Annotated in this window: 15 protein-coding genes; 7 read left to right on the top strand and 8 right to left on the bottom strand. The window is 48.1% G+C overall.

What is annotated here, in order from left to right:
- The first annotated feature begins 10 nt into the window (after positions 1-10).
- Entirely contained in the window at positions 11-1,558 is a 1,548-nt protein-coding gene (locus PO771_RS12345; protein ID WP_272559982.1) for a DHA2 family efflux MFS transporter permease subunit, read from the top strand.
- 26 nt (positions 1,559-1,584) lie between these two features.
- A complete protein-coding gene (locus PO771_RS12350; RefSeq protein ID WP_272559983.1) occupies positions 1,585-2,721 on the top strand; it encodes an HlyD family secretion protein in 1,137 nt (378 codons plus the stop codon).
- Positions 2,722-2,801: 80 nt separating this feature from the next.
- On the opposite strand, the gene PO771_RS12355 is transcribed toward PO771_RS12350, so the two are convergent.
- Positions 2,802-3,638: a sulfurtransferase gene (locus tag PO771_RS12355; RefSeq protein ID WP_272559984.1), complete on the bottom strand. Its 837-nt coding sequence runs from the start codon at positions 3,636-3,638 to the stop codon at positions 2,802-2,804.
- 249 nt (positions 3,639-3,887) lie between these two features.
- On the opposite strand from PO771_RS12355, the gene ppdK reads away from it, so the two are divergent.
- Positions 3,888-6,539, top strand: coding sequence for a pyruvate, phosphate dikinase (gene ppdK / locus PO771_RS12360; RefSeq protein WP_272559985.1), 2,652 nt, complete (start codon positions 3,888-3,890; stop codon positions 6,537-6,539).
- Between the two features lie 103 nt (positions 6,540-6,642).
- Positions 6,643-7,764, top strand: coding sequence for a site-2 protease family protein (locus PO771_RS12365; protein WP_272559986.1), 1,122 nt, complete (start codon positions 6,643-6,645; stop codon positions 7,762-7,764).
- An 88-nt stretch (positions 7,765-7,852) separates the two neighbouring features.
- Here the strand turns inward: PO771_RS12365 and PO771_RS12370 are convergent, their stop codons facing one another.
- Together PO771_RS12370 and PO771_RS12375 are read right to left on the bottom strand one after the other, a co-directional pair.
- A complete protein-coding gene (locus tag PO771_RS12370) occupies positions 7,853-8,260 on the bottom strand; it encodes a hypothetical protein (RefSeq protein ID WP_272559987.1) in 408 nt (135 codons plus the stop codon).
- 73 nt (positions 8,261-8,333) lie between these two features.
- The gene (locus PO771_RS12375; protein ID WP_272559988.1) at positions 8,334-9,065 is read right to left on the bottom strand and encodes a DnaD domain-containing protein; all 732 of its coding nucleotides are present in this window, start codon (positions 9,063-9,065) and stop codon (positions 8,334-8,336) included.
- A gap of 466 nt (positions 9,066-9,531) precedes the next feature.
- Between PO771_RS12375 and PO771_RS12380 the strand changes: the two genes are divergently transcribed.
- Complete coding sequence (locus PO771_RS12380) at positions 9,532-11,286, top strand: methyl-accepting chemotaxis protein (protein ID WP_272559989.1); 1,755 nt, start codon at positions 9,532-9,534, stop codon at positions 11,284-11,286.
- Between the two features lie 70 nt (positions 11,287-11,356).
- Here PO771_RS12380 and PO771_RS12385 read toward each other — a convergent pair whose 3' ends face one another.
- The 3 genes from PO771_RS12385 to PO771_RS12395 all read right to left on the bottom strand — a co-directional run bounded on the left by PO771_RS12385 (position 11,357) and on the right by PO771_RS12395 (position 14,723).
- The gene (locus PO771_RS12385) at positions 11,357-12,535 is read right to left on the bottom strand and encodes a pyridoxal phosphate-dependent aminotransferase (protein WP_272559990.1); all 1,179 of its coding nucleotides are present in this window, start codon (positions 12,533-12,535) and stop codon (positions 11,357-11,359) included.
- 141 nt (positions 12,536-12,676) lie between these two features.
- Positions 12,677-14,206, bottom strand: a complete 1,530-nt coding sequence (locus PO771_RS12390) for an AAA family ATPase (protein ID WP_272559991.1) — start codon at positions 14,204-14,206, stop codon at positions 12,677-12,679.
- A complete protein-coding gene (locus PO771_RS12395) occupies positions 14,199-14,723 on the bottom strand; it encodes a hypothetical protein (protein WP_272559992.1) in 525 nt (174 codons plus the stop codon). Before PO771_RS12395 ends, PO771_RS12390 begins: the two co-directional genes overlap by 8 nt.
- Before the next feature lie 255 nt (positions 14,724-14,978).
- On the opposite strand from PO771_RS12395, the gene PO771_RS12400 reads away from it, so the two are divergent.
- Together PO771_RS12400 and PO771_RS12405 are read left to right on the top strand one after the other, a co-directional pair.
- Positions 14,979-15,149 carry a hypothetical protein gene (locus PO771_RS12400; protein WP_272559993.1) on the top strand — a complete coding sequence of 57 codons (171 nt, stop codon included), beginning with the start codon at positions 14,979-14,981 and terminating at the stop codon, positions 15,147-15,149.
- A gap of 410 nt (positions 15,150-15,559) precedes the next feature.
- Positions 15,560-15,751 carry a hypothetical protein gene (locus PO771_RS12405; RefSeq protein WP_272559994.1) on the top strand — a complete coding sequence of 64 codons (192 nt, stop codon included), beginning with the start codon at positions 15,560-15,562 and terminating at the stop codon, positions 15,749-15,751.
- Between the two features lie 69 nt (positions 15,752-15,820).
- Here PO771_RS12405 and PO771_RS12410 read toward each other — a convergent pair whose 3' ends face one another.
- On the bottom strand, positions 15,821-17,119 hold the full coding sequence (locus tag PO771_RS12410; protein ID WP_272559995.1) for an amidohydrolase family protein: 1,299 nt from the start codon (positions 17,117-17,119) through the stop codon (positions 15,821-15,823).
- Between the two features lie 22 nt (positions 17,120-17,141).
- Positions 17,142-17,798, bottom strand: coding sequence for a redox-sensing transcriptional repressor Rex (locus tag PO771_RS12415; protein ID WP_272563159.1), 657 nt, complete (start codon positions 17,796-17,798; stop codon positions 17,142-17,144).
- Between the last annotated feature and the right edge of the window lie 7 nt (positions 17,799-17,805).

Below are 17,805 nucleotides of genomic sequence, written 5' to 3' on the forward strand. Positions count from 1 at the left end.
AGGTAGCCTGATGAAACCATCTTTCTGGCCCGCCCTGTTTGCGATCGTAACGGGCACGTTCATGGCGATTCTTGATACGAGTATTGTAAACGTCGCCCTCCCTAAAATGATGAATGTGTTCGGCGTATCTGCCTCAGAAATTCAATGGGTGCTCACCTCGTATACGTTAGCTATGGCTGCTGTTATCCCACTCACGGGCTATCTCGGTGACCGATTCGGCATGAAGCGTACGTATATTAGCGCGTTTATCCTTTTTACCGTCGGCTCGTTGTTGTGCGGCATTGCCTGGAGCAACACCAGCATGATTGTCGCCCGCATCATTCAGGCGATTGGCGGCGGCATGCTTATGCCAGTCGGTCAGGCACTTATCTATCATGAGGTCCCGCAGGAGAAAATGGGACCGGCAATGGGAGTATTCGGCATCTCGGCTATGGTTGCGCCTGCGGTGGGACCGACACTGTCTGGCTATATTGTCGAGCATTTAGATTGGCATTTTATTTTTACGCTGAATGTACCAATTGGAATCATCGGTATTCTGCTTGCTTGGACATTCCTGCGCGAAACGCCAATTCGTACTGATCTTCGCTTCGATCTACCCGGCTTTTTGTACTCTGCTCTTATGCTTACTACTTTGCTTCTAGCCGTGGCAAAAGGAGAAGAAAAAGGTTGGACATCGTTTTATATCGTTAGCCTGCTGATGGCGTCGTTGATTTGTTTGCTGCTGTTTGTTTATCGAGCACTGACGACAAAACAGCCTATTTTGAACATTCGTCTGATGGTCATCCCTGATTTTACGCTTGGCATGGCGGTAAACTGCCTCATGATGATCGGCATGTTTGGCGTCGTCTTTCTTATTCCGATTTATGCGGAGAATCTGCTGGGCTATTCTGCCATGAAAACCGGTGTACTTATGTTGCCGCAGACGCTAGCGCAAGGGTTCATTACGTTTATTACATCAGCGATTTTGCTTAACCGGATGGGTGGTCGAAAGCTCATTCTACTTGGACTTATTATTTCTTCTCTGAGCGGCCTTCTCCTCATTCATCTGAATGACCAGACATCATATAGCTACATCCAGCTCGTTCTACTTCTGCGCGGCTTCGGTCTTGGCTTCTGTATGATGACATCGATGCAGCTACCACTTCAGGCGCTTACTCGTGAACAGACTGGTGGCGCAACCGCTCTGCTGAATGTAGCGCGTCAGATTGCGACATCTGTTGGAGTTGCCATTCTTACATCTGTCTATCAGACACAAGGAACGAAACATGCTGTGCATTATGCTGAAACTGTGACAGCAGACAACTTACCTACCTCCACCTATTTATCCGCAATGCAGCAGCAATATGTGGGGGCTGGACTCGACAGTTCACAGGCATACGGACAGGCGATGGCGTCAGTAGCTGGACTTGTTCGCAAATATGCAGCCATTCAAGCACTCGACGATGCATTTCTTGTCTCTTTATTATTCCTTGCAGCCGCCATTCCAATCACTCTGCTCATTAAAGAAACAAAACCAGCGACCAGAAAGCAGGACGCTCCGCTTGCAGCCGAAGCGTAAACCGCTGGTATAACAGGAGGAATTTTATGAACAGATTACGATTCATCGCACCTGGACTTCTGCTTCTTGTCGCACTCACCGGCTGCGATACGGCAAAGCCAACGAGTCTGGCTATGACAGGCGATGCCAAAACCACAACTCAATCCATATCGGGCAAAACAAGCTATTCTGGTCGCCTGACTGCTGTTGTCGAGACCGTGATCGTATCACGCATATCCGGTCGGGTAGCTGGCGTACATAAAGATGTAGGCGATACGGTTAAGCCGGGTGATGTACTCGTTACACTGGAGCAGACCGATCTTGCAGCGCAGCTAAACAGTGCACAGGCGGATCTAGCTGCTGCCGAAGCCAAATACGCAGAAATCAAACGCGGCACCCGCACTGAAGAGATTCGTGCCGCACAAGCTGCCTATGATCAAGCATACGAGCGCTACCTAGATGCTAAAAAAGGCAAACGTCCAGAAGAAATCGCCAAGCTGGAAACAAGCGTACTTGACGCGAAAACAGCGCTCGATGCCGCCTCTGTCAAATGGAACCGCGCCAAACAGCTATACAGCCAGGGCGCACTTGCCAAACAATCATACGAAGATACTGAACTAGCCTTTAAGCAGGCTGATGCCCGCTATGCAAACGCGAAAAATGATCTCGCACTTGCCCGCGCAGGCTCCACCCCTGAAAATCTGCGTGCTCTGGCAGCCACTGCTGAACAGATGAAAGCCTTGCTTGCAAAAGCTCAAAATGGAAGCATCCCCGAAGCAAAAGCGCAAGCCGCTGCTGCGGTAGACAAATCGAAAGCACTGGTCGACGTACAGACATACAACCTGGCAAACAGTACGATTAAAAGTCCGAGTAAGGGCATAGTTGCGACAAAAACTATCCATCCAGGCGAGCTGGCAAGTCCTACTCAACCACTCATGACGATTGTCGACTTAGATGAGATGTACGTATCTACTAGCGTACCGGAGCAGGAGCTGCTCCATATTAAGGTCGGTCAGCAGGCTTCTGTACGAGTTGAAGCACTGCAACAAACCCTGCCTGGTACGATTAAATCAATCAGTCCGAAAGCTGATCCCGGTACGAACAAATTTACCGTGAATGTTTTGCTTGCCAATCCTAACCATACGCTACGCTCCGGTATGACGGGAATCGTTACCTTTAAATAAGTCAGCAAAATAAAACCGGACGGCTTTACGCTCTGTCCGGTTTTATTTTGCTTTTACAACGTTTAGTTCACATAATGTGTTTATGGTTGTGCACCCTGCTTTTTCTCATTATCAGCATACGAAATCCAGTCACTCCAGCTTCCTGTATACAGCTTCACATTGCGATATCCGATCTGCTCCAAGGCAAACAAGTTTGCACACGCCGTCACACCAGACCCGCAATATACAATGACCTCTCGATCACGCGGCACCTGAGCAAAATGACGCTCCAACTCTTCATTCGTTTTCCATATCCCGTCACCATTCACAACATGCTGCCAATCATAATTGACTGCACCCGGAATGTGGCCGCCTACTGGATCAACGGTTTCTGCTTCACCCGTGTAACGGTTATACGCCCGCGAGTCGATCAGCAGCGCCTCTCCATTCTTGCAATTTGTTCGCACATCTTCCATAGAACGCAGCATCTCAGCTTGAATACGCGGCTCATAAGCTGTACGCTGTACGCGCGGTATTTCTTTCGTAAGCGGATATACCGCCTTCCATGCTGCATACCCGCCATTCAGCAAGGCTACCTGTTCATGTCCGATATAGCGCAGTAATCGATACGCGCGGGCAGCCATCGCTCCATTCTGGTCATCATATAATACAACCCGCGTCTCATGAGTAATGCCCGCTGCTTCGACCACACGTACAAATTCGTCTACCGACGGCCATGGATGACGTCCACCATGTGCTGCTTTCGGTGCTGATAGGTCACGTTCGAGATCCCAGTAGATCGCCTCAGAAATATGTCCTTCTTCATATGTCGTCCGCCCCGCTTCCGGGTCTCCCAACACGAACCTACAATCGATAATTCGCACATCCTTTTCTTGCCCATTCTCCTTCAACCATGATACGGTAACAAGCTTGTCCATTGTACGTCTCCTCTTCTCAACTGCCTGATTAGCAGGAATTTTAAAGCGTTTACAGAATTACTTATAAGTATACCGGAGAAAAAAGGAGGCAGACAATTAAAAACATATGACCTTATGAAATGTAACCGTTATGTCACACAACGGTTAGTTGCTCCGCAATATAATACATGTATGATCGTATTAATAGCATTTTGACAATCCCAAACTTGCTGGAAAATTGGAGGTGTCTGTCGCCTAGCGCGATATACCATGAGTGAAAAATATGTATACCTGTTCCATGAAGGTAATGCGTCGATGAACGAGCAGCTTGGACGTAAAGGTGCGAATCTTGCGGAAATGGCCGGTCTCAACCTGCCGGTACCGCCTGGTTTTACCATTACGACGAGCGCATGCCGACGCTTCTACGAAGAAGGAAAAAAGATTCATCCTCTGATTGAGCAGGAGATCTACAAAGCACTCGATTTACTGGAAGAAAAAACAGGCAGACGTTTTGGTCACCCAGAAAATCCGCTGCTTGTGTCTGTTCGTTCCGGTTCATCCACTTCCATGCCCGGCATGATGGATACGATTTTGAATCTTGGAATGAATGATTATACGGTGTCCGCCTTAGCAAAACAAAACGGGCTGACACACTTTGCCTATGACTCGTATCGCCGCTTCATCCAGATGTTTGGCTCCATCGTACTTGGAGTGGATAGCGATCTATTTGAAGATGAACTTGAGAAAATGAAGGAAGCAGCCGGAGTTACGCAGGACTCACAACTAAGCACGGAACACCTGTTAGACCTAATCGTAACGTTCAAAGACATTGTATGCCAGGAGAGCGGTCGCAAGTTCCCACAAGACCCGCGCCAGCAGCTGCTGATGTCGATTGGAGCGGTGTTTGATTCATGGTACAACAACCGGGCGATGATCTATCGGCGTATTCACAAAATCCCGAATCATATCGGAACAGCTGTCACCATTCAACAGATGGTATTTGGCAATTTGGGCCCGAATTCAGGAACCGGTATCTCCTTCACCCGCCATCCGTCCACCGGGGATGATCAACTATTTGGGGAATTCATGTTTAATGCCCAGGGTGAAGATATTGTGGCTGGTATCCGTACGCCGCTTTCGCTTGACGTGTTGCGTCAGAAGCTGCCAGCTGTATATGATGAGTTTGAACAGGTAGCCATTCAGCTTGAACGCCATTACCATGATGTGCAGGACATTGAGTTTACCATTGAAGAGGGAAAGCTGTACATTTTGCAGACACGATCTGCGAAACGAACAGCAGAAGCCAACATTAAGATTGCAGTCGATATGGCAAATGAGGGCCTGATTACAAAAGAAGAAGCGATTCTGCGCGTAGACCCAGGTTCCCTCTCGCCGCTTATGCAGCATACAATTGACCCGGATGCAGACTTAGAAGTGCTTGGCTACGGATTAGAAGCAAGTACAGGGGCTGCCACCGGCATTATTGTATTCGACGCCGAAGAAGCAGAACGCCAGCATCGTACCGGACATTCGGTTATTCTTGTCCGCCAGGAAACCACACCAGAAGATATTCATGGCATTGTCGCCAGCTCAGGCGTATTAACAACACGCGGCGGGGTCACAAGCCACGCGGCTGTCGTAGCACGGGATCTCGGCACACCGTCTGTCGTCGGATGTGAGTCGTTTAAAGTCGATATGAACCAGCGCCAGCTCATTACGGATACGACCGTGCTGCATGAAGGTGATGTCATTACCATTTGCGGCTCCACCGGACGTGTGATTCTCGGTGAAGTACCGCTTGTACCGCCTAGATTCTCTCAGGAATTCCGTACCCTTCTCGGCTGGGCGAATGAATATAAAACATTAGAAGTACACAGCAGTGTAAATACGCCGCAGGAAGCGGAACTAGCAGCACGCATGGGCGCAGAAGGCGTGGGCTTATGCCGCACCGAGCTCATGTTTATGGACCCGGAGCGCCTCCCAATTGTGACCCAGATGATTCTTGCCCCTACAAAGCGGGAGCGGCGCAGAGCACTAAATAAGCTTATTCCCATGCAAAAATCTGATTTCTGCGGCATCTTCCGCGAGATGGAAGGCAAGCCGGTCACCATCCGACTGCTTGATCCGCCACTGCACGAATTCCTGCCGAATCCATCCCAACTGGCGATTGAAATTGAACGGGCTCGTGTGGCAGGAGATCTCGAACTCTTGGCGGAAAAAGAAGAGTTGCAGAAACGAATCAGCGTCCTGCATGAGCTCAATCCGTCGTTTGGTCATCGCGGTTGCCGGATCGGCATTACGTACCCGGAAATTTATGAAATTCAGACACGCGCTATTGCAGAAGCGGCTCTACAGCTCAAAGCGCAAGGGATTACGGTCTATCCGAACATCATCGTGCCGCTCGTCAGCGACTGGCGCGAGATGAAAGCTGTGAAAGAAACCGTGACCGAAACGCTCGAACAAGTATTCAGTGTGTACCGTGATCGCATCGATATCCCGGTCGGTGCCTTTATCGAGCTACCACGCGCCTGCATGACGGCCAATAAAATGGCCCAATACGCCGATTTTTTCACATTCGGTACGAACGATTTAACGCAATCAACGTACGGCTTCAGCCGTGATGATGCAGAAGGCAAATATCTGGCTTACTATCTCGATCATAAGATCCTACCGGAAAACCCGTTCGTTGTCCTCGATGAGGAAGGTGTCGGTCAGCTGATTACATACAGCATCAAGCAGGGTCTCATACAGAACCCAAATCTTCGCCTTGGTGTGTGCGGCGACCATACGAGCGAGAAAAACTCGGTTCTCTTCTTGCAGAATACTGGATTGAATTTTATTTCGTGCCTGCCACCACGCATCCCGGCAGCACGCCTAGCTGCTGCCCAGGCGGCGATTAAATCGGAAATCGCTTCGGTATGAGCGATTATGGCGCAGAGATGGATGTCTCTGCGCTATTTTTATGCAACTTCACATGTCTGCGATTCGTACATAGTAGGAAGAGAGAAAGAAGGAGAGATTACTGTTGGACAATACAAAAAAAGAAAAACGCGGCTGGAAAACGCTTGGCGGTATTGGCGGGTTTCTACTGCTATTCGGTGGGAAACTAAAATTCCTACTGCCAATTCTTAAAATGGGGAAATTCGGCACGATGATCTGGAGTATGCTCCTATCAATCGGCGCCTATATGTTAATTTATCCGTGGAGCATCGCGCTTGGCCTTGTAGCGATGCTGCTGATTCATGAGCTTGGCCATGTCTGGGCCGCTAAGCGTCGGGGGCTACCTGTCAGTCTGCCTGCCTTTGTTCCGTTTTTTGGCGCAGCTGTGATGATGAAAAAACTGCCGCAGGATGCAGAGACAGAGGCGTATATTGCGATTTATGGACCGTTTATTGGCGGGCTCGGTGCAATCGCCGCACTTATAATGGGATTTGTGACTGGCTCTGAGCCGCTGTATGTTATTGCCTTTCTCGGTTTCCTACTGAACTTATTCAACCTACTTCCTATGTATCCACTTGACGGAGGCAAGATCGCCGCTGCGATCTCCCGCTGGTTATGGGTGATCGGACTCGTTGGAGGACTTGTGCTGATTGTGCACTTCAAAATGTTTATTCTGTTACTATTCTGGGGGCTGTTTGCCTGGGAATTATACAGCAGCTACCGCCGCAAGAAGAAAGCTGCCGCCGTACCGGAACCGATCACTGCCTCTCCGTTTACTGCACAGTATATTGTCTGGTCAGTTCCACGACGCCTGTTTGATGAACAAGGAGCGTTTATTCCGGCAATTGAACATTCGCGGCGCCTACCGTTCCATCATGTAGGAGATATCACGGCGCAAAAAGATGTCGTCGTTCTTTATTATCCGGGGCTTGATCATGAAGAAACGTTCTCATTCACAGACGGTCTAGTTCATGACGCACAGCTTGTTCAAACACGGGTAGAAGGCGATACGGTACATTTAGGCATCAAGCTTACTGTGGAACGATACGAACCGGTGCCAGAAGAGGTTCATATGATCCGTGACGAGCCGTACTACGAAGTACCAGCACGCATCCGCTGGATATACGGGGCAGCGTACATCGGGCTTGCTGCTGTGCTGGCGGCAGGCATGATGTATACGTCTACCTTTATGAATACAGTTCGCTAACCGAAAAAAAGGAGCTCTCCGATGAGCTCCTTTTTGCGTGTATCTGGCGTGTGTTTTTGACGAAATCGAGAATATAGGCAAAGCTGCACTACTCAAGCGGCTTCAGCTCAAATCCTTCCTCAAACAATTGTTTATATCGGATGTCCTCAAATGGTACATCCGTATGTGTATAATAGCGTGTGTCAAACACAATGCGTCCGTCTTCTGGAAACCCAAGGTTATCAAAGTATGGTTTTGCAAGCACAAGTCGTCTTTGAATTTCCGTCCACGATTCATACTGCCAGCAAATCTCAAGCTTATCGTTGAAGATGCTAAAATGCACGCCGGTCTCTGTAATGTACGGCATCACTTTTGTGTGCATAATATCACCATTCCACACGATCATATCTCCATTGGCAAGCAAAATCCCGCGCGCGTACTTCTCGTCACGGTATATATTTTTCACATCACGCCGTGTCGGATTCGTGCACAAAAACAAATCATCCAGATTGCCCAATCACTCCACCCCGTTTTATTTATTTATCTTGTAACTTATACTATTTCGCAATTACAGATACATATTCCTTCCTTTATACCTCGGTTTCTTCCTCCAGCCAATTATAGAATGGAAACTCCTGCTGTGCGGCTGCACCGGATTGCACCACTTCTCGCTTTTCTAACGAACGCGGTTGCTGATGCTTGCGAAACTTCAGGCTATGTTCACGTGCTTGCTTGGGGGTACGGATATTCTGACGATTCCATTCAAACAAAATCCGATCAATATATCGAAAAAATAGCTTGCCCGAAATAACCGCTTCCCGCAGCGCTGACATTATAAGCGCTTCGGAATATCCATCCTGATCCAGCCACATGGCCAGATTCTCACACTCAATTGGCGACAGCGGACGACCAAACTCTTCTTCAAAAATGGCGTACAAATTTTTGGTCCGACTCTCTTCGGTTTTCTCTTGCTCGACCCGTACCTTCTCCTGTAGACAGGCAGCAATTCTCCGATACAATAACGTGAAACAATACCACTCCGAACGAACGCCCGTTGTACTGTCTACTGCTTCCTCGATGGATATGTATTGCTGCTGCACAAGGCGCTGCATGATCTTGACAATCTCCGCTGCATCCTTCGACATTCGCTCTTCGATTTCATACAGCGTCGGGAACCGCTTCCCTTCTGTTTTAAATACAAGGAGATGAATGATCAGCATCATTTCCTCGTCTGTTAACCCAATCTGCCGATAATGCCGAAGCAGCAGGTTCGGCAGTGCCGTCGTCCCTGCTTCAAGCATTTCCAGTATACTATCACTCATCGAAATTCCACCCCTCATGTATGACGATTATAGCAGGATATGATCGACAAGTTTAGTCTTGTAAATTAACTTTCTTTTGTACGAACCCAGATAGTCTAACGGACCTGGAGCACTCATGAATTTTTTACTGGAAATCCACAGATTTTGTAGATACAATTAACGATGGAATAATACCCACATCCTCCATAAGGAATTCCCCCAGTGAAAATTATCCTTGCTAATGATGAGCAATCTAGCTCCTCTTCCACTTTGTACGGCAGCGCTGGGATGCTATCATCTCGCCACTATCCATTTTACTTTTACTCCTCCCTACTTTTGATTTACTTATTACGCTGATGCCAAGTATGGATGGAATTACCCTGTATTGTTTCATTCGCAAGAAATCTCACTGTGGCACTGTTCCAATTGGTAACTACTTAGATAATCCAAAACACCTATAAAGCAAATGATAGAGGGGAGAAATACCATGCAAAGTTTGCAAACAAAACTTCTGCTGTTTTTCGGAAGCCTAATCCTGCTCGCTGGCCTGCTGCTTAGTTACATTCTGTACGCAAGTTCCACGAAACTTGTCCTGTCTTCTGTCGGTACACAAGCTGAAGTTACCGCAGAAAAGGCGCGAGCACTCATTGATACCGACACATTAGTCGCCCTGACAACGGAAGCACTCAAAAAAACAGACGATGAAGAAAATGCCAAGCGAGTAACCATGCTACCAGGCTATGCTACGATGCGGGAGAAACTGTACGCATACAAAGAAATGAATGGACTGAAATACTTATATACGATGGCAGAAGTCAAACCAGGTACATATGCGTACATCGTAGACGGGGCAGCTCCAAATAGTGAAGAAGTCTCCTTGCCAGGGTTCACGGAAAAAAATGAGTATCCTCAACTAGCTTCTATTTTCGCGACAAAAACAGCGCAGATTGGTGAACTCAACTACGATGAGAAATACGGAGCAACGATTACGGCTTATATACCCGTAATGGATAAAGCCGGGCGTATGGTTGGCATTATTGGAGCTGACTTTGATGCGACGGCGATTTATAAAATGATGAGCAGCCAGAAAAAACATATGATTCTCATCACCTTCTGTATTCTTTTGCTTGCTCTTATTATCACCTATCTTGCTGCTCGTCTCATTGTTCGCCCGCTTCGTCTTCTGTCTCACACTGTACAGAAGATTCGTACGGGAGATTTGACCGCACATTTTGTTCATACAAGTAAAGATGAAATCGGGCAGCTTGCCCATGCATTCGAGGAAATGGTATCCGATCTGAACACGATGATCGGCGGAATCCATAACAGTTCACGTCAGCTAACTGACGCATCTGGTGAGCTAAATGTAAGTAAAGAAGCCGCCGTCAATACAAGTGAACGCATGGTGGAACAAGTAGAGCACCTAAAGCACGGTGCCGATGAACAGCTCCACATCATTCAAGATGTCAATCATACTGTACGGGCGATCTTTCAAGAAATTGAAAGCATTGCAACTCATTCAGAAAGCGTACACCAGCGTTCTGAGTCTGCTGCAGCTCTCGCCCGTCAGGGACATACAGATATTACAGGCGCAGTTGAACAGATGCGAGCCATTCAGACGTTACAAGCATCCCTTGAAGTAGACATTAGTCATCTCGGCCGACGCTCTCAAGAAATCGATGAAATCGTTGTGACAATCAGTCAAATCGCCGAACAAACGAATCTGCTCGCTCTGAATGCCGCCATTGAGGCCGCACGCGCCGGGGAAGCTGGCAAAGGGTTTGCTGTCGTTGCGGACGAGGTGCGCAAACTCGCAGAACAGTCTGGTAAAGCTGCTAGCCGCATTACCTATTTGATTGAGGAAATCCAGACACATACGTCACATGTTGTTGAACAGATGAGCACCTCTACTGGACAAATCGACAGCGGAGCTGTTGTAATTGAACGATCCGGCAGCGCCTTCACTGCCATTCTGGATGCCATTCATATCGTTACACAGCAAATTGAAGAAGTCACTGGATTCACACGTCAACTGGCCGTAAATAGCCGGGCTATTACACACTCGGTTGGCGATGTAGAAGCGATCGCCTCTCGTACATCAGCGGCGACAGCTACCTTCGGAATACTGACAGATGAACAGCAGGCAGTCATTGAAGAATTTACTGCGTCCATTGATGAGTTAACACAGATGTCACACCGGCTGCATGCCCTGATTGGAAAGTTCAAAGTGGAACAAGAGTAAAGAAACCAAAGACAAAATAAAGGCTGTCCCATGAGATAAGGGACAGCCTTTTTGTCGACGATTGTGATATTTATTCGCCTTCTACGAACTTTTTAATACGAGCCAGGCCTTTTTGAAGCTGTTCAAGCGATGTAGCATACGAAATACGAATGTGGTTCGGCGCACCAAAGCCGCTACCTGGAATCAGAGCCACATATTCTTTTGCCAGCAGTGCTTCTGCCCATGCATCTACATCTGAATAGCCGCCTTTTTTCATTGCTTCGCTTACGTTTGCAAACAGGTAGAATGCACCCTTCGGCGCCACACAGTGAATGCCCTCAATGTCATTCATCAGTTCTACTACTGCTTTGCGGCGCTTGTCGAATTCAACACGCATCATCTCAAGCGCTTCCTGTGAACCTTCGAGTGCTGCAAGTGCACCGTATTGAGCAAATGTTGTTGGGTTAGATGTACTGTGGCTTGACAGGTTCGTCATCGCTTTAATAAGCTCTTCGTTCCCTGCCGCATAGCCAATTCGCCAGCCTGTCATAGAGTATGGTTTGGACATACCGTTAATGACAATCGTACGATCATATACTTCTTGTCCAAGGCTTGCGATGCTTACATGTTCAGCACCATCATATACAAGCTTCTCATAAATTTCATCTGATACGATCAGGATGTCTTTCTCCACACATATATCTGCAAGCGCCTGCAGATCTTCACGGCTGTAGATGCTGCCTGTCGGATTGCTTGGGGAGTTGATTACAACCGCACGTGTTTTGTCAGTAATCGCATCACGCAGTTGTTGCGGCGTGATTTTGAATTCGTTCTCTTCCGCACCCTCTACGAATACAGGAACGCCATCCGCAAGTGTAACCATTTCCGGGTAGCTTACCCAGTACGGAATCGGTACGATTACTTCATCACCTGGATCAAGAATCGCTTGGAACAAGTTATATAATGCATGCTTCGCACCGTTGCATACAACGATCTGCGATGGCTTATATGTCAGGTTATTATCGCGCTGAAGTTTATCGCAGATTGCCTGCTTTAATTCCACAATTCCAGACGCTGCTGTGTATTTTGTCAGGCCTTGCTCCATCGCTTTAACAGCCGCATCAATAATATGCTGCGGAGTATTAAAGTCCGGTTCACCGGCACCAAGACCTACTACATCATAACCCTGGCTTTTCAGTTCTTTCGCTTTTGCCGTGATGGCAAGCGTCTTGGATGGAGTAATCTGCGCTACGCGCTGTGCTAACTTCATTACAGGGACCTCCTCAATCAAATCAAAAGTATGTACTATTTTGTAAATTCATAGCTCCTGTTCATTGTACCCTTAATACGTAAAAAAAGAAAGAAGCAACCCGAACTGGCTGCTTCTTTTTTAACAACATGTATGCTGTTCCTATGCCCGTAGCATATGTGAGTCGAGCTCTTCTACATTGTTTTTCTTCGGCAAGCGGCGGGCTTCTTCCAGCATAGCCCGGAATTCCTCGCCATTGAGCACTTCTTCACGCAATAGATGATCAAGCGCATGCGTAAATACCGGGAAATATTCACGAAGCACAGCGCGAGTGCGGTCTAATAGTTCGTTGAGAATCCGCTGACGCTCTTCATGCAACGCTTCCTTGCTCACCATATCAAGCTTCACAATACCCAGGTCAGACAAGCCGGTATCAATAATTGTATTTGCCAGATGCAGCGCCTGCTCGAAGTCGTTACGTGAGCCGGTACTGCGTCCACCGTACAGCATCTCTTCCGCAACCGCACCACCAAGTGCGATCATGATCTGCTGTTCAAGGTTTTCAAGCGTATACAAGTAGCGATCCTGCTGCGGGCTCTGGCGCACATAGCCAAGCGCCTGACCGCGCGGACGCAGTGATACTTGGGACACCGATTTCGGACGAACAACTTCCGATACAATCGCATGCCCTAACTCATGATTCGCCACACGTTCACGCTCTTCTGCTGTCGATTCACGATCTGTCTGCTCACCCATCATAACTTTGTCAATCGCCTGAGCGAAGTGACGCTGCGTAATATCAGAACTCTTATCACGGAATGCATAGATAGCCGCTTCATTCGTTACACTCTCCAGCTGCGCACCAGAAAAATTAAACGTATCACGCGCAATCGCTTCAAGATCAACATCGTCAGCGAGCGGCTTATTCTTCGTATGAATCTTAAGAATCTGTTTGCGGGCTTTCATATCGGGCAGATCGACGACAATCTGACGATCAAAGCGGCCCGGACGCAGCAGTGCATCATCGAGCATATCAGCACGGTTTGTGGCCGCAATCATCAAAATACGTGGACTTTCAGACGTCGTAATCCCGTCCATTTCCGTCAGGAGCTGGTTAAGCGTCTGATCATACTCACGATGCTGATTGCCTTCACGTTTGCCGCCGAGCACATCGATTTCATCAATAAAAATAATCGCGCTATCCTGATTATTTTTCTCTGCTTTTTGCTTCGCTTCTTTAAAAAGATCACGAACACGCTGAGCTCCGACCCCGACATACATCTCCACAAACTGTGAACCAGATGCAGCCACAAAGGCAGAATTCGTGTAATTCGCTGCTGCTTTGGCCATCAGCGTTTTTCCCGTTCCTGGCGGTCCCGTTAACAGCATGCCTTTGAGCGGGCGGATGCCGTACTGTTTCAACGAATCTTTATGAATTAGAAAGTCGAGCGCTTCCTTCAATTCCTGCTTGGCACGCTCCTGCCCGCCAATTTCGCCAAACTGGGTCGTTGTTTGGGGTACTTCTACTGTTTGTTTTTTCTGTGTTAAACTCATCCCGCCTTGTTTAGACAGAAGAAACGCCAAAATACCAAACACAAGCACCGCAATGATGAATGGTGCAATGTTCACACCGATAAACACGAGAAACGCCAGAAGGACCGGGATCACACCAATGATTATCTCTTTACCCATTATTGCGGATCACCTCTTTATAGCGCGGAAGCACCGTATAATATGGATGTTTGCCATCGTTTAAATAAATGTACACATTCTGATCGTCCATATACGAGCTTGCATTTTTCAGATTGTGCTGTTGTTTCATGGTAGCGAGTACAGATGGAATTCGTGAGTACGTATGCAAGTCCATCGCCTCTGCAATCGAAAACTCATACTGCTGCCATACATTCTTCAGTGCATTATTCTCACCGTTCAGTTCAATATCTGCTTTCTTACCGTTCGTTTGTTCTTTTACAACCTTCTGTACTGCTTTATATTGCTCCGCAAATTTATCAGGGTCACTGAACTTCAGTTCAAGTTTAACCGCATCACGTCCCATTGTGATATGGTCAACCTTCACACCCTTCATGGCGGAGATTTCTTCGACAATTGGTTTTTTCACAAACTGATTTTGAAAGATGTACCAGCCACCGAACAAGAGCACACTGCTCACGATAACTGATAAGAATATAGGCATTGCACGAAACTTCATTTCTCCACCCCTCTCTCCAGAAGTGATATATCATTTGTATATCAAACAGTATAGCATACCTGTATCATGCTGGGGAATTATTTTTCCTGCCAAAAAAGAGAGAGTTTGTGTGTTTTGTGGAATGGCGTAACTTTGGTGGGGGAAGGAGAGAAGAGAGAAGCCGTTCGCTCGGGTACGCTTGGCAGGGATGTATGGACTGGCCGCTTCAGGAGCCCAGCGAACGTGCCCGCAAAGAAAAGCACAGGATGTTTTTTCATGGAAGGATTGCGGGCAAAGGCTCGTTGGCCGATCTCCTTCCGCTGGGGGAAAAGCGTACAGACGCTCTCTTGCTTCTCTCTTCTCTCCCTCCCAACAATGTTTCGATTCACAAAAACAAAACTTAGAGTGTACGGCAAAGCCGTACTAAAATCAGTGCTTGATGAGTGACGGATGAACTGAGCGGAGAAGGGAGGCAGCTCGGAACGCCTGTACGCGCGTTGCTCAGCGGAAGGGTTCTGGTGCACGGGCTTTTGCCCACAATTCTTCTACGAAATATCTTCATCGCCCTTTTGTGGGCGAGTGCACCGGGGCCCTGGAGCGGACAGTTCATACATCCCTGCCAAGCGTACCGAAGTGACAGATGCCTCCCTTCCCCGCTCCTCCACTGCACGTTGGACAGATCGATCCATCCCAGCTCTTCAAATGCAAAAAGGAGCGGCCTCATTCGCCACAGTATGGCTTTTGAGATCGCTCCGTTGTTATGTATGGCAGATTGATGGGGGGAAGATCAGAAAATGCTAAACATACGCCCCTGCTGCACGGAGATACTAAAGTCAAGCGCAGGAGGAGGTGAGCGTGTGCAGCAACCGCACCTTGCGCAGTGGATGAATGAGCTGCCGGAAGACGTACGCAAGCTGGTAAGTGAACAATGGACGCCGTCCTGGATGATGCTATCGTCGCCATTTCGTAGCGGACGAGAAGATCGTTCGTTTGCCGCTTTCCGCCAGCCAAACCTTCATGCCTGGGTTACACTTGAAGAACCCGGTTAAGAGCATTTTATTCTGATTTCATTCCCCTACCTACCCGACATTCCCTGCCGCACGATTGGGCAGGGCTTTTTATTTCTTTTCAAGCGTTGCAAACATGCGATTCGCATTCTCGATTACAGCAGTTTCATCCATGGTCAGACACTGGCCATCCTTCACCACTTGTACACCCTGCACGTATACGTCTTTCACATCGCGTCCGCTGGCCGCATAGACGACGTGAGAGATCGGATCATGCGCTGGCTGGAAAAACACTTGCTTCGAATCGATCACAATAAAGTCAGCCTCTTTCCCCACTTCCAGTGAACCGATGCGATCTTCCATAAAGATTGCTTCTGCGCCGCAAATCGTCGCCATGCGCAGCGCCTCTGTCGCTGGAACAGCTACCGGGTCCTTGCGTACACCTTTGTGCAGGAGTGCTACCATTTTCATTTCTTCAAACAGATCGAGGTTATTGTTGCTTGCTGAGCTGTCTGTTCCAAGTGATACACAAATGCCTTTTTCAAGCATTTCTGGTACACGGGCTACCCCGCTGCCCAATTTGAGATTGCTGATTGGATTATGGGATACTTTCACATCATATTTCTGCATAATGTCAAGCTCTTCATCCGTCAAATGCACAGCATGCGCAACGAGTGTTGGACGATTGAATACGCCAAGCTTCTCCAGATGCTCAACTGGACGCGAGCCGTAATCGTTCACATTTTGCTGCACTTCCCATTCTGTTTCAGACATATGAATATGAAGCGGCAGATCAAGTTCATACGCACGGGCTACAATGCGTTCAATATAATCTGGCGGGCATGTATACGCCCCATGCGGCGACATCATCGTCGTGATTCGACCACCAGCAGCTCCGTTCCATTTCGCAGCAAATGCGCTTGCCTCTTCGAGCTTTTGCGTTTGCACATCCGGCGGGCACAGCCCGATTACACCACGGCACAGACGGGCACGCATACCAGATTCGGCTACAAGCTCAGCAACGGTATCCATATGATCATACATATCAACAAACGTTGTCGTGCCTGTTTTTAGCATTTCTACGATTGACAAGGATGTGCCCCAGCGTACATGTTCTGCTGTGAACTGCGCTTCGAGCGGCCACATTTTAGTCTCCAGCCATTCTTGCAGCGGCAGATCGTCCGCATAGCCGCGCAGCAGAGACATCGCTGTATGGCCGTGTGTGTTTACAAGGCCCGGCATAACGATTCGGCCTTTTGCATCGATAACTTCTTCGTAGTCAGACAAATTGTCCGGCGTTGGTCCGACGTACGTAATCCGGCCATTCTCAAACGCAATAGCTCCGTCATATACTACGTCATTTTTTTCATTAACCGTCAACACTGTCGCATGAATGATAATTTTTTTCATAAAGTCCTCCTGTTGTATCTGCCTACAAATAATAGGCAAGACTGTGCAGCTCCATCGTGACATCTGCATCGTGCACGCGAACCCCTTCGATCACTCTAAGGTTTACGGGGGCGAAATTTAGAATGCCAGTTATGCCGCACCGCATCAATTCATCCGCTACGTTCTGTGCAGCTTCTGCTGGCACCGCGATAATGGCGATGCGAATGTTCATCTCTTTGACCGTTTCCGGAAGCGTAGATAACGCCTGAATGGTCAGTCCAGCGATTTTTTTACCGACTTTGTTGGGATCGGCATCAAAAATCGCCGTGATGCGCATGTTATCTTTTAGATAGGCATTATAATTACTAATCGCATGGCCAAGATGACCGGCTCCAATTAGCACGACATTAATTTTTTGATCAAGCTTTAGGATGCTTTTAATTTTTTCGATCAGATAATTCACTTCATAGCCGATCCCTTTGCGGCCAAATTCCCCGAAACAGGCAAGATCTTTACGAATCTGCGCCGGATTCAAGTCAAGTGCTTCCCCGAGCTGCTGGGAAGAAACCGTTCGTACATGCAGGTCCTGCAAGCTATCTAAATAGCGCAAGTATACGGGAAGCCGCCGTACGACGGCTTCCGAAATTCTCGGAACTTTCACCTTACGTCCTCTCCTTCTTACCGCGTTCCTTTTCCCTATGTAGTGG

Origin of the sequence: Aneurinibacillus uraniidurans (assembly GCF_028471905.1) — a bacterium.
GTDB lineage: Bacteria > Bacillota > Bacilli > Aneurinibacillales > Aneurinibacillaceae > Aneurinibacillus > Aneurinibacillus uraniidurans.